This window comes from Streptomyces sp. NPDC017520, assembly GCF_044329855.1.
Taxonomy (GTDB): Bacteria; Actinomycetota; Actinomycetes; order Streptomycetales; family Streptomycetaceae; genus Streptomyces.
Genome location: NZ_JBIRKB010000011.1, coordinates 173,709 through 191,384 on the forward strand (window position 1 = coordinate 173,709; position 17,676 = coordinate 191,384).

A 17,676-nucleotide genomic window follows, 5' to 3' on the forward strand; every position below is an offset into this window, starting at 1 on the left:
GGACAGTCAGGGTCCGTTCCTTCCCTGCGTGCGCCTGCCGGATCGTCCTCCGGCAGCCAGTTACTTCGTTACCTTACCTAATCTTTAACGACTCCTTGACGGCTTCGAGTGTTCGTGCGAGGAAGACGCAAATGGATGCATCCCTATACCGCGTCCGAGTGGCTTCTCCGCTGCGCCTATGGTTGCTCCTGCACTCCCAGGACCACCCTGCCCCTCGAAGGACAGCGATGCCCGCCAACACAACCGCCTCTTCCGGCCCTTCCGACGCGAAGAAGCCCGGCAGGAAGAAGGGGCGACGCGCCCGCCTGCTCGTGCTCGTCCTGGTGCTGGCGCTCGTCGCGGGTGTCGGATACGGGGCGTACTGGTCCGTGTCCACCGTGCGGGCCTCGTACCCGCAGACCACCGGGTCGATGACCCTCGACGGCCTTTCCGGCGACGTCGAGGTCAAACGTGACTCCTACGGAATCCCGCAGATCTACGCGGACTCCGACGCCGACCTCTTCCGCGCCCAAGGCTTCGTCCAGGCCCAGGACCGCTTCTGGGAAATGGACGTCCGGCGGCACATGACGTCCGGCCGGCTCTCCGAGATGTTCGGTTCCGGACAGGTGGAGACCGATTCCTTCCTGCGCACGCTCGGCTGGCGGAAGGTGGCGCAGAAGGAGTACGACGAGGTCCTGGACGAGAGCACCAAGAAGAACCTCCAGTCGTACGCGGAGGGCGTCAACGCGTATCTGAAGGGCAAGGAAGGCCGGGACATCTCGGTCGAGTACGCGGCTCTGGGGCTGACCAACGACTACAAGCCCGGCGAGTGGACCCCGGTCGACTCGGTGGCCTGGCTGAAGGCGATGGCGTGGGACCTGCGCGGCAACATGCAGGACGAGATCGACCGTTCGCTGCTGACCAGCCGCCTCGACAAGGACCAGATCGAGGACCTGTACCCCGGCTACCCGTACAAGCGGAACAAGCCGATCGTCGAGAACGGCGCGATCTCCTCGGTCACCGGGGAGTTCGACCCCGAGGCCACCCCGACGGACGACATCGGCTCCACGACCCCCGAGGGCGCCACCGAGGGCCTGAACACGCAGATGGCCGCCCTCTCGGACACCCTCGACGAGATCCCGGCGCTGCTCGGCCCCAACGGCAACGGCATCGGCTCGAACTCCTGGGTCGTCGACGGCAAGCACACGACGTCCGGCAAGGCGCTGCTCGCGAACGACCCGCACCTCGCGCCGATGCTGCCCTCGCTCTGGTACCAGATGGGCCTGCACTGCCGGGAGCTCTCCAAGACCTGCCAGTACGACACGGCCGGCTACACCTTCTCCGGCATGCCTGGTGTGATCATCGGACACAACCAGGACATCGCCTGGGGCCTCACCAACCTGGGCGCCGACGTCACCGACCTCTTCCTGGAGAAGGTCTCCGACGACGGCTACCTGTACGACGGCGAGACCAAGTCCTTCAAGACCCGCGAGGAGACCATCAAGGTCGCCGGCGGCAGGGACCGGACGATCACCGTCCGCGAGACGAACAACGGCCCCCTGGTCTCCGACCGCAGCAAGGAGCTGGACAAGGTCGGCCAGAAGGCTCCGGTCAGCAACGCGGCCCCGGACCGGGCCGACGGCTACGCGGTGGCGCTGAAGTGGACCGCGCTGGAGCCCGGCAAGTCCATGGACGCCGTCTTCGCGCTCAACCGGGCCAAGGACTTCACCACCTTCCGGAAGGCCGCCGAGAACTTCGAGGTCCCCTCGCAGAACCTCATCTACGCCGACACCGAGGGCAACATCGGCTACCAGGCCCCCGGCAAGATCCCGGTCCGCTCCAAGGGCTACGACGGCACGGCGCCCGCGCCGGGCTGGGACCCGGAGTACGCGTGGGAGGGGTACATCCCCTTCGACGAGCTGCCGTACGAGTACAACCCGGACCGCGGCTTCATCGTCACCGCCAACCAGGCCGTCATCGACGAGAAGAAGTACCCCCACCTCCTGACCAAGGACTGGGGCTACGGCGCCCGCAGTCAGCGGATCAACGACCTCCTGACCCAGAAGATCAAGGGTGGCGAGAAGGTCTCGACCGATGACATGCAGAAGATGCAGATGGACAACTTCAGCGAGATCGCCGCACTGCTGGTGCCCGAGCTGAAGAAGATCAACATCTCCGACCCGAGCGTCCGCGAGGCCCAGAAGCTGCTGGAGGGCTGGGACTACACCCAGGAGCCCGACTCGGCCGCCGCCGCGTACTTCAACGGCGTCTGGCGCAACATCCTGAAGCTCGCCTTCGGCAACAAGCTGCCCAAGGAGATGCGGGTCGAGGGCGACTGCCTCAACGTGCCGCCGGCCAAGAACAGCGGCCCGGTCGACCAGCAGAAGAAGCTCGTCCGCGAGTGCGGCCAGCGCGACGGCGACACCGCGCAGCCGGACGGTGGCGACCGCTGGTTCCAGGTGGTCCGCGACATCGTGGACGACCAGGACAACGAGTGGTGGAAGGCCCCCGCCCGGGGCCGCGAGGACGCCCTGGAGAGCCGGGACGACCTGTTCGCCCGGGCGATGGAGGACGCCCGCTGGGAGCTGACGGCCAAGCTCGGCAAGAACATCTCCACCTGGAGCTGGGGCCGCCTGCACCGGCTGACGCTGAAGAACCAGACCCTCGGCACCGAAGGCCCCGGCCTGCTCCAGCGGGCGCTCAACCGAGGCCCCTGGAACCTCGGCGGCGGCGAGGCGGCCGTCAACGCCACCGGCTGGAACGCGGCGAGCGGCTACGACGTCGTCTGGGTGCCGTCCATGCGGATGGTCGTCAACGTGGGGGACTGGGACAAGTCCCGCTGGATCAACCTCAGCGGCGCCTCCGGCCACGCGTTCAACGCGCACTACACCGACCAGACCGACAAGTGGGTCGACGGTGAACTGCTCGACTGGTCCTTCGGGAAGGAAGCGGTCGACGCGTCCACCGTCGACACGCTGACGCTGAAACCGTAGGTCTATCGAGGGTGCACGAAACGCCGCGCTCCGGCCGGCGTGACCACCGCGTCCACGGGGTGGTCGTGCGGTTCCGAGGGGACCCGCGCGACCACCTCGTCGTCGTACAGGAGCACCACGAGCGAAGGGTGCGCCCCGGCGGCCGTCAGCCGGGCCAGCACCCGGTCGTAGCTGCCGCCGCCCCGCCCCAGCCGCATCCCGGCCCCGTCCACCGCGAGGCCGGGCAGCAGCACCGCCTCGGCCTCCAGCACGGCGCCGGGGCCCAGGCGCGGGCCGTCCGGCTCAAGGAGCCCCCGTCCGGCCGGGAGCAGGTGCTCCGGGCCCTCGTAGGCCGCCCAGTCCAGGTCGTTGTCGGCCAGGAGGACCGGCAGCAGCACCCGGACGCCACGCCCGCGCAGCGCTTCCAGGAGGGCGCGGGTTCCCGGTTCACGCCCCACGGAGACGTACGCGGCGACCGTACGGGCGTCGGCCAGTTCGGGGAGGCTCAGGGCCGCCCCGGCAAGAACAGCGGCCGTCCGGGCGGCGTCCTCCTTCGTCAGGCGGGCCCGCGCGGACAGGAGTTCGCGCCGCAGGGAGCTCTTCGCGGACGGCTTTCCGGACTTGTCGGTGTTCAAGGGTGACTCGCGCGATTCTCGTATGGGCATATTTAAGGACGAAGTTAACCGGAATATCAGCTTCCGGCCGTGTGCAGCCGTTAAGGTCTGCACATGACTCAGTCGCACCCCAGGATCAGCAAGGCCGTCATTCCGGCAGCAGGTCTCGGCACCCGGTTCCTGCCCGCCACGAAGGCCACTCCCAAAGAGATGCTGCCTGTCGTCGACAAGCCGGCCATTCAGTATGTCGTCGAGGAGGCCGTGGCGGCGGGCCTCTCCGACGTGCTGATGATCACCGGCCGCAACAAGCGTCCCCTTGAGGACCATTTCGACCGCAACTACGAGCTGGAATCCGCGCTCACCCGCAAGGGCGACGCCGAACGCCTCGCCAAGGTCCAGGAGTCCAGCGACCTGGCCACCATGCACTACGTGCGCCAGGGCGACCCCCGCGGTCTCGGGCACGCCGTGCTCTGCGCCGCCCCGCACGTGGGCGACCAGCCCTTCGCGGTGCTCCTCGGCGACGACCTGATCGACCCGCGCGACGCGCTGCTGGCCCGGATGGTCGAGGTCCAGGAGCGCGAGGGCGGCAGTGTCATCGCGCTGATGGAGGTCGAGCCCTCGCAGGTCCACCTCTACGGCTGCGCCGCCGCGGACGCCACCGTCGACGGCGACGTGGTCCGCATCACCGACCTGGTCGAGAAGCCGGACCCGGCCGACGCCCCCAGCAACCTCGCCATCATCGGCCGGTACGTCCTGGACCCCGCGGTCTTCGCCATACTGCGACACACCGAGCCGGGCCGCGGCGGCGAGATCCAGCTCACCGACGCGCTCCAGCTGCTCGCCGCTGACGAGAAGATCGGCGGCCCCGTGCACGGCGTCGTCTTCAAGGGCCGCCGCTATGACACCGGCGACCGCAGCGACTATCTGCGCGCCATTGTCAGACTGGCGTGCGAACGTGAAGACCTGGGGCCGGACTTCCGGACCTGGCTGCGCAAGTACGTCGCCGAGGAGATGTAACCCCGTGAGCAGCACGATCTGGTCGGTGGACGAGCACCTGGACGACATCCTCGCGACGGTGAGGCCGCTGGAGCCCATCGAGCTTCAGCTGCCGGAGGCGCAGGGCTGCGTCCTCGTCGAGGACGTCGTCGTGGAGGTGGCCCTGCCGCCGTTCGACAACAGCTCCATGGACGGTTACGCGGTCCGGATCGCCGATGTCGAGGGCGCCAGCGAGGAGTTCCCCGCGGTCCTCACCGTCATCGGCGACGTCGCCGCGGGCAGTGCGGGGCTCGCCGACGACCAGGTCGTGGGACCGGGACAGGCTGCCCGCATCATGACGGGCGCGCCGCTGCCCGCCGGCGCGGAGGCCGTGGTCCCGGTGGAGTGGACCGACGGCGGTACGGGCGAGGGCCCGGCCGCCGCCATGCGCGCCCACAGCGACGCGCCCGAGGGCGCCACCGGCGAGGTCAGGGTGCACCGGCCGGTCGTGGCCGGCGCCCATGTGCGCGAGCGCGGCAGCGACGTCAAGCCGGGCGATCTGGCCCTGGCCGCCGGATCGGTCGTCGGCCCCCCGCAGATCGGGCTGCTCGCGGCGATCGGCTGCGCCACCGTGGTCGTACGGCCCCGCCCCCGCGTGGTCGTCCTGTCCACCGGCAGCGAACTGGTCCAGCCCGGCGAGCAGCTGACCGGGGGCCAGATCTACGACTCCAACAGCTTCGCGCTGACGGCCGCCGCCCGGGACGCCGGAGCCATCGCCTACCGGGTCGGCGCGGTGACCGACGACGCCGAGACACTGCGCGCCACCATCGAGGACCAGCTGATCCGCGCGGACATCGTCGTTACCACGGGCGGGGTCAGCGTCGGCGCGTACGACGTGGTCAAGGAGGCGCTGTCCTCCGTCGGGGACGAGGACGAGCCGGGCGGCGGGGTCGAGTTCCGCAAGCTCGCCATGCAGCCCGGCAAGCCGCAGGGCTTCGGCTCGATCGGCCCGGACCACACCCCGCTGCTGGCCCTGCCGGGCAACCCGGTCTCCGCCTATGTCTCCTTCGAGTTGTTCGTCCGCCCCGCCATCCGTGCCCTGATGGGCCTCACCGACGTGCACCGCCCGACGGCCCGCGCCCGGCTGAGCGCCGACAAGGCGCTCACGTCACCGGACGGCCGCCGCCAGTTCCTGCGCGGCCGTCACGACGCCGAGGCGGGGACGGTCACTCCGGTCGGCGGTTCCGGTTCGCATCTGATCGCCGCGCTCGCGCAGGCGGACGTGCTGATCGTGGTACCGGAGGACGTCACCTCGGTCGAGCCCGGCACGGAGACGGACGTGATCCTGCTCGGCTGACCGCCGCCCGGTGGCGGTACGGTATCTGCCGCCGTGCCTTCCGGGGGACCCCCTCCGGTTCCCCGAGGCGAAACCGGCGCCCCTACCGCTAGGCGGAGTGAGTTGAGTACGCAGAACAGGCTGACGCACATCGACGAGGCGGGCGCGGCCCGCATGGTCGACGTGTCGGAGAAGGATGTGACCACCCGCGTCGCCCGCGCCGCCGGCCGGGTGCTCGTCTCGCCGCGCGTGATCGAGCTGCTGCGCGGCGAGGGAGTCCCCAAGGGCGACGCCCTCGCCACCGCGCGGATCGCCGGGATCATGGGGGCCAAGCGCACCCCGGACCTGATCCCGCTCTGCCATCCGCTGGCCGTCTCCGGCGTGAAGGTCGATCTGAGCGTGGCCGACGACGCGGTGGAGATCACGGCCACCGTGAAGACGACGGACCGCACGGGCGTCGAGATGGAGGCCCTCACCGCGGTCTCGGTGGCGGCCCTCACGGTGATCGACATGATCAAGGCCGTCGACAAGAGCGCGGTCATCACCGACGTACGGGTCGAGGCGAAGTCGGGCGGCAAGTCCGGCGACTACCGGCGCACCGCCCCGCAAGGACCGGACGCGTGATGCCGCCCGGGCCCGGAGCCTCCGGCCACGAGCGGCGGACGGCCGGGACGGGTGCCTCCGGCCACGAGCAGGGGGCGATCGCACCGGGTGTCCCTGGCCACGAGCAGGGGCCGATCGCACCGGGCGCCTCCGGCCGCGAGCGGCGGAGGGCCGAGCCCGCCGGCGTCGAGCCGCCCTCCCCGCTCACCGCTCTCGTCGTCACCGCCTCCAACCGCGCATCCGCCGGGGTGTACGCGGACCGGGGCGGCCCGCTGATCGCCGAAGCGCTGACCGGCCTCGGCTTCACGGTCGACGGCCCGCAGGTCGTCCCCGACGGCGATCCGGTCGAGGCGGCCCTGCGCGCGGGCGTCGCCGCCGGGTACGACGTGATCGTCACCACCGGTGGTACGGGCATCTCGCCCACCGATGCCACGCCCGAGGCCACCCGTCGCGTCCTCGACCACGAGATCCCCGGCATCCCGGAGGCGATCCGGGCCGAGGGACTGGCCAAGGTCCCGACCGCCGCCCTCTCCCGGGGCCTCGCGGGTGTGGCCTCCCGCACCCTGATCGTCAACCTCCCCGGCTCCACCGGAGGGGTGAAGGACGGGCTGGCGGTCCTCGGCCGGCTCCTGGTGCACGCCGTCGATCAGCTCCGCGGCGGCGACCATCCCCGACCGGGGAGCCCGAGCTGAACATCGCGACCTGGCCGGTGACGCTGACCGACGGCGAGATCGTCCTGCGCCCGATAAGGATGCGTGACCAGCGGGCGTGGCGCGAGGTCAACCGGCGCAACCGTGACTGGCTGCGCCCCTGGGAGGCGACGGTCCCGCCGCCCGCCCCCGGCGGTCCGATGGCGCAGCGCCCCACGTACCGGCAGATGGTCCGCCACCTGCGCGCCGAGGCCAACGCCGGGCGGATGCTCCCGTTCGCCATCGAGTACGAGGGCCGGCTGGTCGGCCAGCTCACGGTCGCGGGGATCACCTGGGGCTCGATGTGTTCCGGGCACATCGGTTACTGGGTCGATCAGAGCGTCGCCGGGCGCGGGGTCATGCCGACGGCCGTGGCCCTCGCGGTGGACCACTGCTTCCGCGCCGTGGGCCTGCACCGCATCGAGGTCTGCATTCGCCCGGAGAACGGCCCCAGCCGCAGGGTGGTGGAGAAACTTGGATTCCGTTCGGAGGGCGTGCGCCCGCGCTATCTCCACATCGACGGCGACTGGCGTGACCACCTGATCTTCGCCCTCACCGCCGAGGAAGTGCCCGAGGGAATGCTCCGGCGCTGGCGCCGGTCGCGCCCGGTGACGCCGAGAGGCCCGGACCGACCGGCGAAATAAAATAAATGTTCGAATATGATCGCCTGATGACCGCTTTGGGTCGGGCTATCGGCGGCTGTTGATCCGAACCATCACAAAAAAAGTCCGGGATATCGGCCGGATCGTGCGACACACCGGGCCAATTGGCGGATCCTTCCGCGCAAACCCCTCTACGGTGTGAGCGTGAGCAGCAGCGGCCTCATCTACGCAGTCATCGTCGGGGCCTGGGCCGCCTACTTGGTACCGATGTGGCTCCGCAGGCAGGACGAGCTCAACGAAGCCCGTCCGACGGAACGCTTCAGCACCGCCATCCGGCTGCTGTCCGGTCGGGCGGCGATGGAGCGCCGGTATGCCAAGGAGCTGCGGGAGCGCACCGCCGAGGAGGCGACGCCCGACGTCGACCCGGACCGGGAAACGGATCGTATGGAATCCGTGGACGTCCGGGCCTTTGCCGCGCCTCCGGCGCACACGGAAGCCAGGCTGACCGACCCGGCGCACGCTTCCGAGCGTGCCCCGGACCACCAGGCGTCCGACCGCCCGGCGCGCGACCGTCAGGCGCACCAGCGCCGGTCCGACGAGCGCCCCGCGGACCACGTGCCCCTCGCCCGGCGACGCCCGCGCTCCGACGGGGCCGACGCCGAGCGGGCCCGGCGTGCCCAGCGCTCCCAGGTCCTGGCGCGGCGCAGGCGGACCACCGTCGTCCTCTTCCTGGCCTTCACCCTCGGGGCGGTCGTCGCGGCGGTCGGCGGCCTCGGCTTCCTGTGGGCGCCCGCCGTGCCTGCCGTGCTGCTGAGCACGTACATCGTGCATCTGCGCGCCCAGGAGCGCCGGCGGTTCGCCTTCACCATGGACCGCCGCCGGGCCGAGGTCGCGGCACAGCGGCTGCGCGAGAACCGCCCCCGCAAGCACCAGCCCGCGGCCCCCGCCCCCGCCGAACCCGACGACGACTCCGAGGCCCACCACCGGGAGCCGGAGCCGACGCCCACGGTCTCCCCCCAGGAGGCCGGCCGCCGCGCCCTCGTCGAGCAGACGGATCACGCGGAGTGGGTGGACCAGCAGCGCGAGCGCGGTCGCGTCCAGGGCGACAGCTGGGAGCCCGTTCCCGTACCGCTGCCCACCTATGTCACCGCTCCCGTCGCCCCCCGGGCCACGGGAGGCGTGGAGGTCAACGACCCGGAGACCTGGAGCGCGGCCCGCTCCAGCACCGTCGAGCCCACCCAGACGGGCACGTCGCATCCGACGATCCCCGCGGTCGACCCGGCCCCGCGGCAGCGCACGAACCCGTCCCGCCGCAACCGCGACCGGGGCCGGACGCCGCTCTTCGACCAGTACGACGACGAGGACCGGCCGCGTGCGGCCAACGAGTGAGGCGGCGGGTGGAGCTCGGAAATCCCGACACCGCTGACCAGCGGAGGAACGGATTTCCAAGCACCCCTGTGGGGGTGCTAGAGTTTCACACGTCGCAAGGGCCTGTGGCGCAGTCTGGTAGCGCACCTCGTTCGCATCGAGGGGGTCTGGGGTTCAAATCCCCACAGGTCCACAGCGCAGCAAGCCGTTGACGGTTGAGTACGTGGACGGTTGACGAATGCCCGCCCGGTCATCATGACCGGGCGGGCATTCATTGTTTCCCAGTAGATCGGTCGGTCGGGTGAACAGGCATCAGCTGTGCTCCGGCACCCCTGGATGCGAGTGGGGCCCGGACGTCCACCGTGCCGGGCGATGGGGAGGGGAAGCGGGTCTCGCGCGGAATCCGGGCCGCAGGCAACTGCCTATTAAGATGCGGTCGGGGCACCGGGTAAGGGCAGTGCGATTGTCCGGTGACGAGGCCACAATGACAGGTGGCAGGAGCTCCGTCGCTCTCGCCGAACTGCCTTTCTTCCTGTGTTCATCTTGCCGACGTCGACCCTCTTGGAGGTCCCCCGGTGACGCCAGCCGAGCGGCCTTCCGCTCCGAAGCCGGGCCCTCCGCCGCGCCGAGAGCGCTGGTTCCAGCCGCGCCGTTCCGGGTTCCGGTGGGAGCAGGAGGGACTGGAACATGTACGCGAGCTGATGCCGCAGGTCGAGCCCCACCGGGCGTGGGCCACGTTTCAGTTCACCGGCGCCTCGGGTCGGGTCAACGAGTGTGACCTGCTGATCGCCGTGCCGGGAGGTCTGTATCTGCTGGAGCTGAAGGGCCACCCAGGAAGGGTGGTGAACCACGGTGACACCTGGCAGTTCCACGACGAGCGGGTACGCACGCTCAGAAACCCGCTGCATCTCACCGATCTCAAGGCCAAGGAGCTGAAGGAACAGCTCACTCGCGCGGCGCGTGCGCTGAACGAGGACCCGCGCCACGTTCCGTTCATCAAGCCGGCGGTTTTCCTGCACGCCCCGGATCTGGTGAGCGAGCTCGATGAGTTCCAACGCGCAGCCGTGTACGGGCGCAACGACGGCTGCAGCGGGCTCCCAGGGGTCTGGGACGGCCTGCTGAGCTTGCCGCCCGAGCGTGAGAGCTGGCGGGTCACCCAGCGGACCGGTCTTCTGCTCGAACGGTTGATGAAGCACATCGGCGTCAGCCATTCCATGGCTCACCTGCGCTATGGCGACGGCTGGCGTCTTGAGCCGCGAGCCCTGGACGCGGGCCCCGGCTGGGAGGACAGGCTCGCCACCCGCGATGACGAGCTGGTCAAGGAGAGCGGGCGGGTCAGGATCTACCTCGCCGGCCAGGCAGCGTCGACGCAGCAGCGCGACGCGGTGGACAGGGCGGCCCGTCGCGAGTACCAGGTACTGCAGGGGATCAACCACCGAGGCATCGTGCAGGCCGTGCAGATCCGTGAACACGCGGGTGGACCGGCGATTCTGTTCCGTCACCGCGCCTCGGATCTGCGCCTCGACGCCTACCTCGATGCGTACGGCAGCCGGCTGTCGCCCAAGGACCGGCTGGATATGGTGCGTCAGCTCGCGGAGGCGGTGCGGTACGCGCACAACCGGTCCTTGTATCACCGTGCCCTCTCTGCCCGTTCGGTGTACGTATCGGCCGAGGAGGACGGCAGCGATCCGGTCATCAGGGTGGCTGACTGGCAGACGGCGGCGCGTGACTTCAGGACGACGTTGCACCGTTCTCTCGGTGACAGTCCGCTGGACTCCGGATTGATCGCGGATGTCGCGCAGGTCTACCTCGCCCCCGAGTCAGGCCAGGAGTTCGCCGACCCGGTGGATCTCGACGTGTTCGGGCTGGGCAGTCTGGCGTATCTGCTGCTGACCGGGCGTCCTCCTGCCGAGCGGCGCAGCGCTCTGGTGGACCGGTTGGCAGGAGAGGGCGGACTGCACCCTTACGCGGTCGCTGACGGGGTGTCCACCGCCCTCGATGATCTGGTCTACCAGGCGACCGCGGCCGACGTTCGCCACCGGCCGGTTTCGGCAGAGGAGTTCCTGCGCCTTCTGGACGAGGCCGAGATCGATGCGGCGACGCCGGACCCGGTCGGTGCACCGGTCGCGGATCCGCTGACAGTGCAGCCCGGGCAGCCGTTGGACGGGAGCTGGACGGTTACGAGGGTTCTCGGTACCGGAGCCACGGCTCGTGCGCTGCTCGTGCGCCGGGCCGGTGACGGTCCCGAGGCCCAAGCAGACTACCCGCGGGTCTTCAAGGTCGCCCTCGACCACGAGAAGGACGCCCGCCTCTACGCGGAGGCTGCCGCGCTCAAGGAGGTCGGCGGCGGACAGATCGTCAAGCTGCTCGCGGACCCCCGGGAGCTCGGCGGACGCACGGTGCTGGAGATCGAGTACGCGGGAGGCTTCCGCCCTTCCGCCGACCGCGACCCGGTCAGCCTCGGTTCGCGGCTGCGCGGTGAAGGCCGGCTGGGCTACGACCAACTGGAGCGTTTCGGCAACGACCTCTTCGCGGCCTTGGACGCCCTCGCCGCCCGGGGGGTGCGCCACCGTGACATCAAGCCGGACAACCTGGGGCTCTTCCGGCGCAGCGACGGCTCCTGGCAGCTGATGCTGTTCGACTTCTCCCTTGCCGATGTGCCGGACCGGGATGTCCAGGCGGGTACCCGTGGCTATCTCGATCCGTTTCTGGGTGGGAGCCGCCGCGCGCGCTACGACGATCATGCCGAGTGGTATGCCGCCGCGGTCACGTTGCACGAGATGGCTTCCGGGGAGCGCCCGGTGTGGGGCGACGGTTCCATCGACCCGCTGACTGTTCCGAAAGCGAAGCTGTACGTCGCTGGAGAGCTGTTCGACCAAGCGCTGAGTGAGGGGCTGACCGACTTCTTCGAGCGGGCGCTGCACCGTGACTCCGAGCAGCGTTACGACACCCTGCGCGATATGCAGGAGGCATGGCGCCGACTGTTCCGTACGGCCGATTCGGCACGTCCGGCGACCACGCCGGCCACGGTCGGGATGACCACCGAGGACATTGAGGATGCCCGTGAACAGGCTGCGGCGGTCGCCGATCTGCGAACGCCGCTGGAGGCGGCGGGACTGTCGCCGCGTGCCGTTTCTGTGGCTGCTTCACTCGGCGCCTCGACGGTCGGGGCACTGCTCGATGTCCCTCCGCACACGATTTCCCGGGCGCGCGGTGCCGGGAACGCCATCCGCAAGGAGCTCAACCGCCGCCACCGTCAGTGGTCGCATGATCTGCGGGAGCGACCCGAGCCGCGTAAACCGCCGACGATCGCGCTGGATGCTCCCGAGGACGCGCTGGAATCGGTGGAGACGCTTGCCGCGCGGCTCATGCCCCCGGAGGGGCAGGGACGTCGTACGAAGCCGCGCCCCGATGTCGTACGCGCCACCCTTCAGCTTCCGGGCGGCGCCGACTTGGGTGACTGGCCGGCCCAGACCGCCATCGCCAAGGCGCTCGGGATCAGCCAGAACACGGTCTCCACACACCAGATCGCCGCGGTCGAGCGGTGGGCGGACCTGCTGTGGATGGACCGGATCCGGGACGAACTGGTAGCGATACTCGCCGAGCAGGGCCGAGTGATGACCGCTGCGGAGCTGGCGGACGAGCTGCGTGTCCGCCATGGAGCGGGTGATGGTGAAGCGGCTGACACACCGGCCCGGGCGCTGGCCGTGGTCCGTGCTGCGGTGGACACGGAGGCCCGGAAGAGGGACGAGGACTCCGGGGCCGTGGCCCCGGCACGGCTGGCCATGCTGCGGCGGGACGGCCGCGTGCTGCTGGCGCTGGAGGACCAGCCGGGCGCGGACGAGCCGACACCGGCCGAACTCGCCGACTACGCGGCAGCGCTGGGAGTCGTGGCAGCCGGTATCGCTGACCGGGACCCGTTGCCCGGCAGGGTGACGGTGCTGAGGGAGCTCCGTGCGGTCGGCGCCCCCGATGGCATGATCCCGCTGGCCGACACCCGGCTGGTGGACCTGGCCGCCGCCATGGCACGTGGTGTCGGGGTCTCTCCGCGACTTGAGCTCTACGCACGGGACCTCGGTCTTGTCCAGGCGCTGCGGATCTCTCAGGCTGCCGCAGGAGTGCGGGCCGACGTGGGGATCGGCACCGACGACCTGCTGGCCCGGGTGCGTGCCCGCTTCCCCGCGCTGACGGCGCTCGCCGACACCACGTACGTGGAGCTGGAGGAGGCCCTGGGCAAAGCCGGATTCCCGCTCGCGCATGATCAGCAGCGCAAGCGGTTCCTGCCGCGCGCCAGGGAAATCGTCACCTGGCACACCGAGCACACGGTGTCCGCCTTGGCCAGCACCCGGACCCTGATCGAGGATGCGCAGAGCGAGCTGGCGCTCGGTCGCGATCCGCGCCGGGTCCGGGCGGCGCGCCTTCAGGCGGCTCGCAGGCTGGGCGGTTTCGTCGCCCTCACGGTCAAGGGGCCGGAACTTCCCGGCGTGGCGGATCGGTTGGCGGAGCGCTTCGACGTGACGCCGCTCGCTCTGGACGATCTCCTCCTGACGACGCTCCGGGAGCTGGCCCAGGAACAGCGGGTGCCCTGGGAGGCACTGCTGAAAGCTGACGCGGTGTATGCCGCCTCCGGGAGTATCGGTGCCGGCCTCGCTTCCTACGCACGCTTGGCGATGGAGCGCGTCGTGTCCCGTGTCGCGGAGCTGGCGGCGGCTTCCGATCCGCGTACGGTGCTGCTCGTTCACCGGGCAGGGCTGGTGGCCCGTTACTGGGAGGCGGGGGGGCGGGAGCTGCTGGTCGCCTTGCAGAATGCCGCCGGGCGCCCGGCCGTGGCCCCGCATGGGCTGTGGCTGCTCGTGCCGATGGAAGACCCTGAGGCCTCGCCGGCCCTGGACGGCCGTACGGTGGATGTGGTGGACCGGGCTACCGGGTGGGTGGTGCTCGATGGTCTGTTCCTGAAGGAACTGAAGTCCGGGACCTGGGAGACGACGGGGTAATACGCCCCCCGGGGTAGTGGTTTGAGTCTCCGAAATTCTTCTCATCGGGGAGTGGGCCGGATTACGATCAGTTCTGTGCCGGAACTGACGCAGGAACAACACTTCGCCTCGGCCGCGACGCGGCACTTCCGCGACGGCGACTATCTCCGGAAGGGCAGCTGTCTGCCGTCCGCCGATCATCTCTACGGATTCGCGGCGGAGTGCGCGGTCAAGAGCCTGCTACTGCGCTTCACAGAGGTGGCGATCGGGCCGCTGGAGGGTGAGGAGAAGCCGTCGGCCAAGCCGCGGGTGAGGCACCCGGAAGATGCTGAACGAATCATCGAGTTCGGCCACGTCAACGAACTGGTCCGAGAGATCAAGCTGTTCGCGAGCGGACGCTCCGGAGCGCCACTCCACGCCCTGCTCGACAGCGATCTCCGCGTTTTCAAGAAGTGGAATGTCAAGTACCGGTACTTCGACGGGGGCTGGGCACAGGCCGACGTGGTGGACAAGCGCCGGGACGCCGCGCATCGCATACTTTCCCTGCACGAAGAAGCTGTGATCAACCGAAGGCTCCCGTGACCCTCTCCTCCTTTCCCGTGCGCTTCGACGAAGCCCGTGAGCACGCCTTCGCGATCGCCCGTGCGGCAGCGGCCGAGGGTTTTCCCGTCCTCCTGGTGCGGGATGTTCTCGGTTGCTTCACCCTGGTCGTCGACGACCAGGACCGTCAGGAGGCCGCGGCCGGGCTGCGGCAGTCCTGGGAGGGGGAGTTCGAGCGCCGGACAGGCCGCTATCGGTCCGACCGGGCCGTTCTCGTCGCCTCGGAAATGTTCTCGGCCGGCGCGCTGCTCAACTCCACGCGCGCGGTGCCCGATCCCACGGGGCCGGCTGCCATGGGATCGGTTCACTTCCTCGACAACACGGTGGTCGGCGAGGACTGGGCGAGGGTGAGCACGCCCGCGCCGGAGCCCGGGAGCACTCCTACGCACCGCACGGTGCTGTACGGGTTCAAGGGCGGTGTGGGCCGCTCGACGGCCACGGCCATGCTCGCCCGGCACCTGGCGGACCGGGGCCTCTGCGTCCTGGTCGTCGATCTGGACCTGGAATCGCCCGGCGCCGGACCGCTCCTGATGGGCAAGGAGTTGCCCCGCCACGGCCTCGTGGACTACTTGGTGGAGGCAGCGGTCGGCAACGCCGAGGGCCTGGAGTTCGTGACCCGCTCGCCCTACACCCCCCGCCGCACGGGCAACAGCATCGGTGAGCTGTGGGTTGCCCCGGCCCGAGGACGTGACGCGGAACCGGGCGAGGTTGCGAACGCGTACGTCGACAAGCTGAACCGGGTCTACACCGACACCCCTGAGGCGTCGTTCGCGACCCGTCTGGAGGGGGCGGTCCACGCCTGTGAGGACGCGGTGGCACGTGATGGCGACCACGAGCGGCGCCCCGACGTGGTGCTGCTGGACAGCAGAGCAGGCATCCACGACATCGCCGCCGTCGCGATCTCCCGCCTCTGTGACCTGGCGCTTCTGTTCGGCACCGACAACGCCCAGACATGGAGCGGCTACGGAGACCTGTTCGCCGCCTGGCAGTCCTCGGGTCAGGCTCCGCGTATCCGGGAGAAGCTGGGCATGGTCGCCTCGATGGTGCCCGACTCCGTGCACTTTCCTCTGGAGTCCTACCTGGAGCGGTTCCGTGCCCATGCGTACGAGTGTTTCGAGGCCCTGTACGACGAGGTCGCGGCGGACGAGGCGCAGGACGGCGGGCTGAACGACGAGTCGGCTCCGCACTGGGCCGTCCCCATCCTGTTCGAACCGGGTCTGGTGGGCATGGACGCGGCCGACGCTCCGGGCTGGCAGGACCGCCGCTTCGTGCAGGCCGCGTACGGTGAGTTCCTGGAGACCACGACCCGTCGCATCGAGATGGACCTGCGGGGGCGCCCGGACCAGGAAGGACCCTGATGACGGCCGAGGCCCCGCTCACCGCCGCCGAGTACCGCGACCTGTTGTCGGCGGCGCTGGAGGAGGCCCCGTACGCGGACACCCGCCCGCCGTCCCCGCACACCCTGTTCATGCCCGACTCGCACCGTACCGCCCTCTACGTCGATACGACGGTGGTGCCGGGCGGTCGTGGCGTCGGCAAGACGTTCTGGTACCGCTCGCTGCTCGACGAGGGCCTGCGCGATCTGGCTTCCGCCGAGTACCGCATCAGCAGGTTGCGCCGTGTGACGGTCTCGCCCGGCCACGGCCTGGAGATGCTGTCCGCTTGCTACCCGGGCCCGCAGGTCCTTCGGAGCCTGGTGGCGTCCGGGGACACGTACGACATCTGGTACGCAGTCCTTCTGACCGCTCTGGGCCAGGAGGAACTGCGTGCTCTGCCCAACTGGTCGGACAAGGTGGCCTGGGTACGGTTCAATCCGGAACAGGCCCAGCGTACGGTCGAGCACGCGGACCGGGAGGCGTACGGGAAGAACCTGGTTCACCTGCTGCTCTTCGACGCCCTGGAGCACCTGCACACCGACCGGGAACAGGCGGACCGGCTGGTCGGCGGCATTCTGCGGCTGGCCCTCCAGATGCGCTTCGGTACCCGGAACATCCGGCTGAAGGTGTTCATCCGCCCGGACATGTTCGACTCGGCCCGGCAGCACTTCCCGGACGCGTCGAAGCTGTCCGGATACGCGGCCGAGCTGACCTGGAACAGGACCGACCTGTACGGGCTGCTCTTCCACTGCCTGGGCAACGAGGACAGGGAGACGGCCCGACGCTTTCGGAGGAGCACCGGAGGCTGGGGTTCCGAACCGGACGGCACGCGCCACGTCCCGCCACTGCTGCTGCGCAACGACGAGGACACGCAGACCCTGTTGTTCGAGCAGATCGCGGACCCCTTCATGGGCAGCAACTTCCGCAGGGGGAAGCCGTACACCTGGCTGCCCAACCATCTGATGGACGGGTTGGGAAGGATCAGTCCGCGCAGCTTCCTCCAGGCGCTCCTCACGGCGGCCGAGCGCACGCACACCGGTTACCGGGGCCACGGGCGGGCCCTGCACCAGGAGGCGATCCGCACCGGTGTGCAGGAGGCGTCGCAGCGCCGGGTCGACGAGGTCGGCGAGGACACCCCGTGGGTGGAACTGGCGATACGGCCGCTCGCGGGCTGCCAGGTGCCCATCGAGAAGCGGACGGTGCTGGAGACGTGGGCCCGGTCGGGTCTGCCGGCCGAACTGGCGAAGGACTCCGCTCGCTACGCGCAGGCCGACGAACCGCGTCTGGTGCGGACCGGCCCGCGACATCCGGACGACCTGCCCCGGCTGATCGATGAGCTGATGGCCCTCGGCGTCATGACCCCGCCCCGTCGTGACGGGCGCCTGGACCTTCCCGACGTGTACAGGATCGCGTTCGGTCTCGGCCGCCGTGGCGGGGTGCCGCGTCCTTCCTGAGTCTGGCTCGAACAGCTCGGAATTCGGCGCAGTTACTCCTGTGAATGTTGCTCTGTGCCTTGTTTAGGATGAAAGTCGAACGTGTCGACGGCATGTGGGCTGTTGTCCTCAGCTGCGACGCACAGGCGGAATCTA

The 17,676-nt window shown here is 69.9% G+C and carries 12 protein-coding genes and 1 tRNA gene; 12 read left to right on the forward strand and 1 reads right to left on the reverse strand.

Annotated features, from left to right (window positions below):
* The first annotated feature begins 227 nt into the window (after positions 1–227).
* Positions 228–2,972, forward strand: a complete 2,745-nt coding sequence (locus ACH4KB_RS25935; protein WP_398068291.1) for a penicillin acylase family protein — start codon at positions 228–230, stop codon at positions 2,970–2,972.
* Between the two features lie 2 nt (positions 2,973–2,974).
* Here the strand turns inward: ACH4KB_RS25935 and ACH4KB_RS25940 are convergent, their stop codons facing one another.
* Complete coding sequence (locus ACH4KB_RS25940) at positions 2,975–3,586, reverse strand: 5-formyltetrahydrofolate cyclo-ligase (protein WP_398068292.1); 612 nt, start codon at positions 3,584–3,586, stop codon at positions 2,975–2,977.
* 93 nt (positions 3,587–3,679) lie between these two features.
* Here ACH4KB_RS25940 and galU point away from each other — a divergent pair, with 93 nt between their 5' ends.
* The 11 genes from galU (at position 3,680) to ACH4KB_RS25995 (ending at position 17,541) form a co-directional block, all read left to right on the forward strand.
* Positions 3,680–4,582: a UTP--glucose-1-phosphate uridylyltransferase GalU gene (galU, locus tag ACH4KB_RS25945; protein ID WP_398068293.1), complete on the forward strand. Its 903-nt coding sequence runs from the start codon at positions 3,680–3,682 to the stop codon at positions 4,580–4,582.
* Positions 4,583–4,586: 4 nt separating this feature from the next.
* Positions 4,587–5,897: a gephyrin-like molybdotransferase Glp gene (glp, locus tag ACH4KB_RS25950; protein WP_398068294.1), complete on the forward strand. Its 1,311-nt coding sequence runs from the start codon at positions 4,587–4,589 to the stop codon at positions 5,895–5,897.
* Between the two features lie 102 nt (positions 5,898–5,999).
* Positions 6,000–6,500: a cyclic pyranopterin monophosphate synthase MoaC gene (gene moaC / locus ACH4KB_RS25955; RefSeq protein ID WP_361879765.1), complete on the forward strand. Its 501-nt coding sequence runs from the start codon at positions 6,000–6,002 to the stop codon at positions 6,498–6,500.
* 227 nt (positions 6,501–6,727) lie between these two features.
* Entirely contained in the window at positions 6,728–7,171 is a 444-nt protein-coding gene (locus ACH4KB_RS25960; protein WP_306472950.1) for a molybdenum cofactor biosynthesis protein B, read from the forward strand.
* Between the two features lie 17 nt (positions 7,172–7,188).
* Entirely contained in the window at positions 7,189–7,812 is a 624-nt protein-coding gene (locus ACH4KB_RS25965) for a GNAT family N-acetyltransferase (protein ID WP_398068295.1), read from the forward strand.
* Between the two features lie 162 nt (positions 7,813–7,974).
* Positions 7,975–9,159 (forward strand): gephyrin-like molybdotransferase receptor GlpR, encoded by a 1,185-nt coding sequence (glpR, locus tag ACH4KB_RS25970; protein WP_398068296.1) that lies wholly within the window; start codon positions 7,975–7,977, stop codon positions 9,157–9,159.
* 98 nt (positions 9,160–9,257) lie between these two features.
* Positions 9,258–9,331 (forward strand) — tRNA-Ala (locus tag ACH4KB_RS25975).
* Between the two features lie 382 nt (positions 9,332–9,713).
* Positions 9,714–14,132, forward strand: coding sequence for a BREX system serine/threonine kinase PglW (gene pglW, locus ACH4KB_RS25980; RefSeq protein WP_398068297.1), 4,419 nt, complete (start codon positions 9,714–9,716; stop codon positions 14,130–14,132).
* A gap of 75 nt (positions 14,133–14,207) precedes the next feature.
* Positions 14,208–14,693: a hypothetical protein gene (locus ACH4KB_RS25985; protein WP_398068298.1), complete on the forward strand. Its 486-nt coding sequence runs from the start codon at positions 14,208–14,210 to the stop codon at positions 14,691–14,693.
* A gap of 17 nt (positions 14,694–14,710) precedes the next feature.
* The gene (locus ACH4KB_RS25990; RefSeq protein ID WP_398068299.1) at positions 14,711–16,069 is read left to right on the forward strand and encodes a KGGVGR-motif variant AAA ATPase; all 1,359 of its coding nucleotides are present in this window, start codon (positions 14,711–14,713) and stop codon (positions 16,067–16,069) included.
* Positions 16,069–17,541, forward strand: coding sequence for a hypothetical protein (locus ACH4KB_RS25995; protein WP_398068300.1), 1,473 nt, complete (start codon positions 16,069–16,071; stop codon positions 17,539–17,541). The genes ACH4KB_RS25990 and ACH4KB_RS25995 overlap by 1 nt, the downstream gene beginning before the upstream one ends.
* Positions 17,542–17,676: the final 135 nt, after the last annotated feature.

Bases quoted from the DNA above. Each gene is read 5' to 3' on its own strand.
- ACH4KB_RS25935 (WP_398068291.1), top strand. From the start codon at position 228: ATGCCCGCCAACACAACCGCCTCTTCCGGCCCTTCCGACGCGAAGAAG.
- galU (WP_398068293.1), top strand. From the start codon at position 3,680: ATGACTCAGTCGCACCCCAGGATCAGCAAGGCCGTCATTCCGGCAGCA.
- ACH4KB_RS25995 (WP_398068300.1), top strand. From the start codon at position 16,069: ATGACGGCCGAGGCCCCGCTCACCGCCGCCGAGTACCGCGACCTGTTG.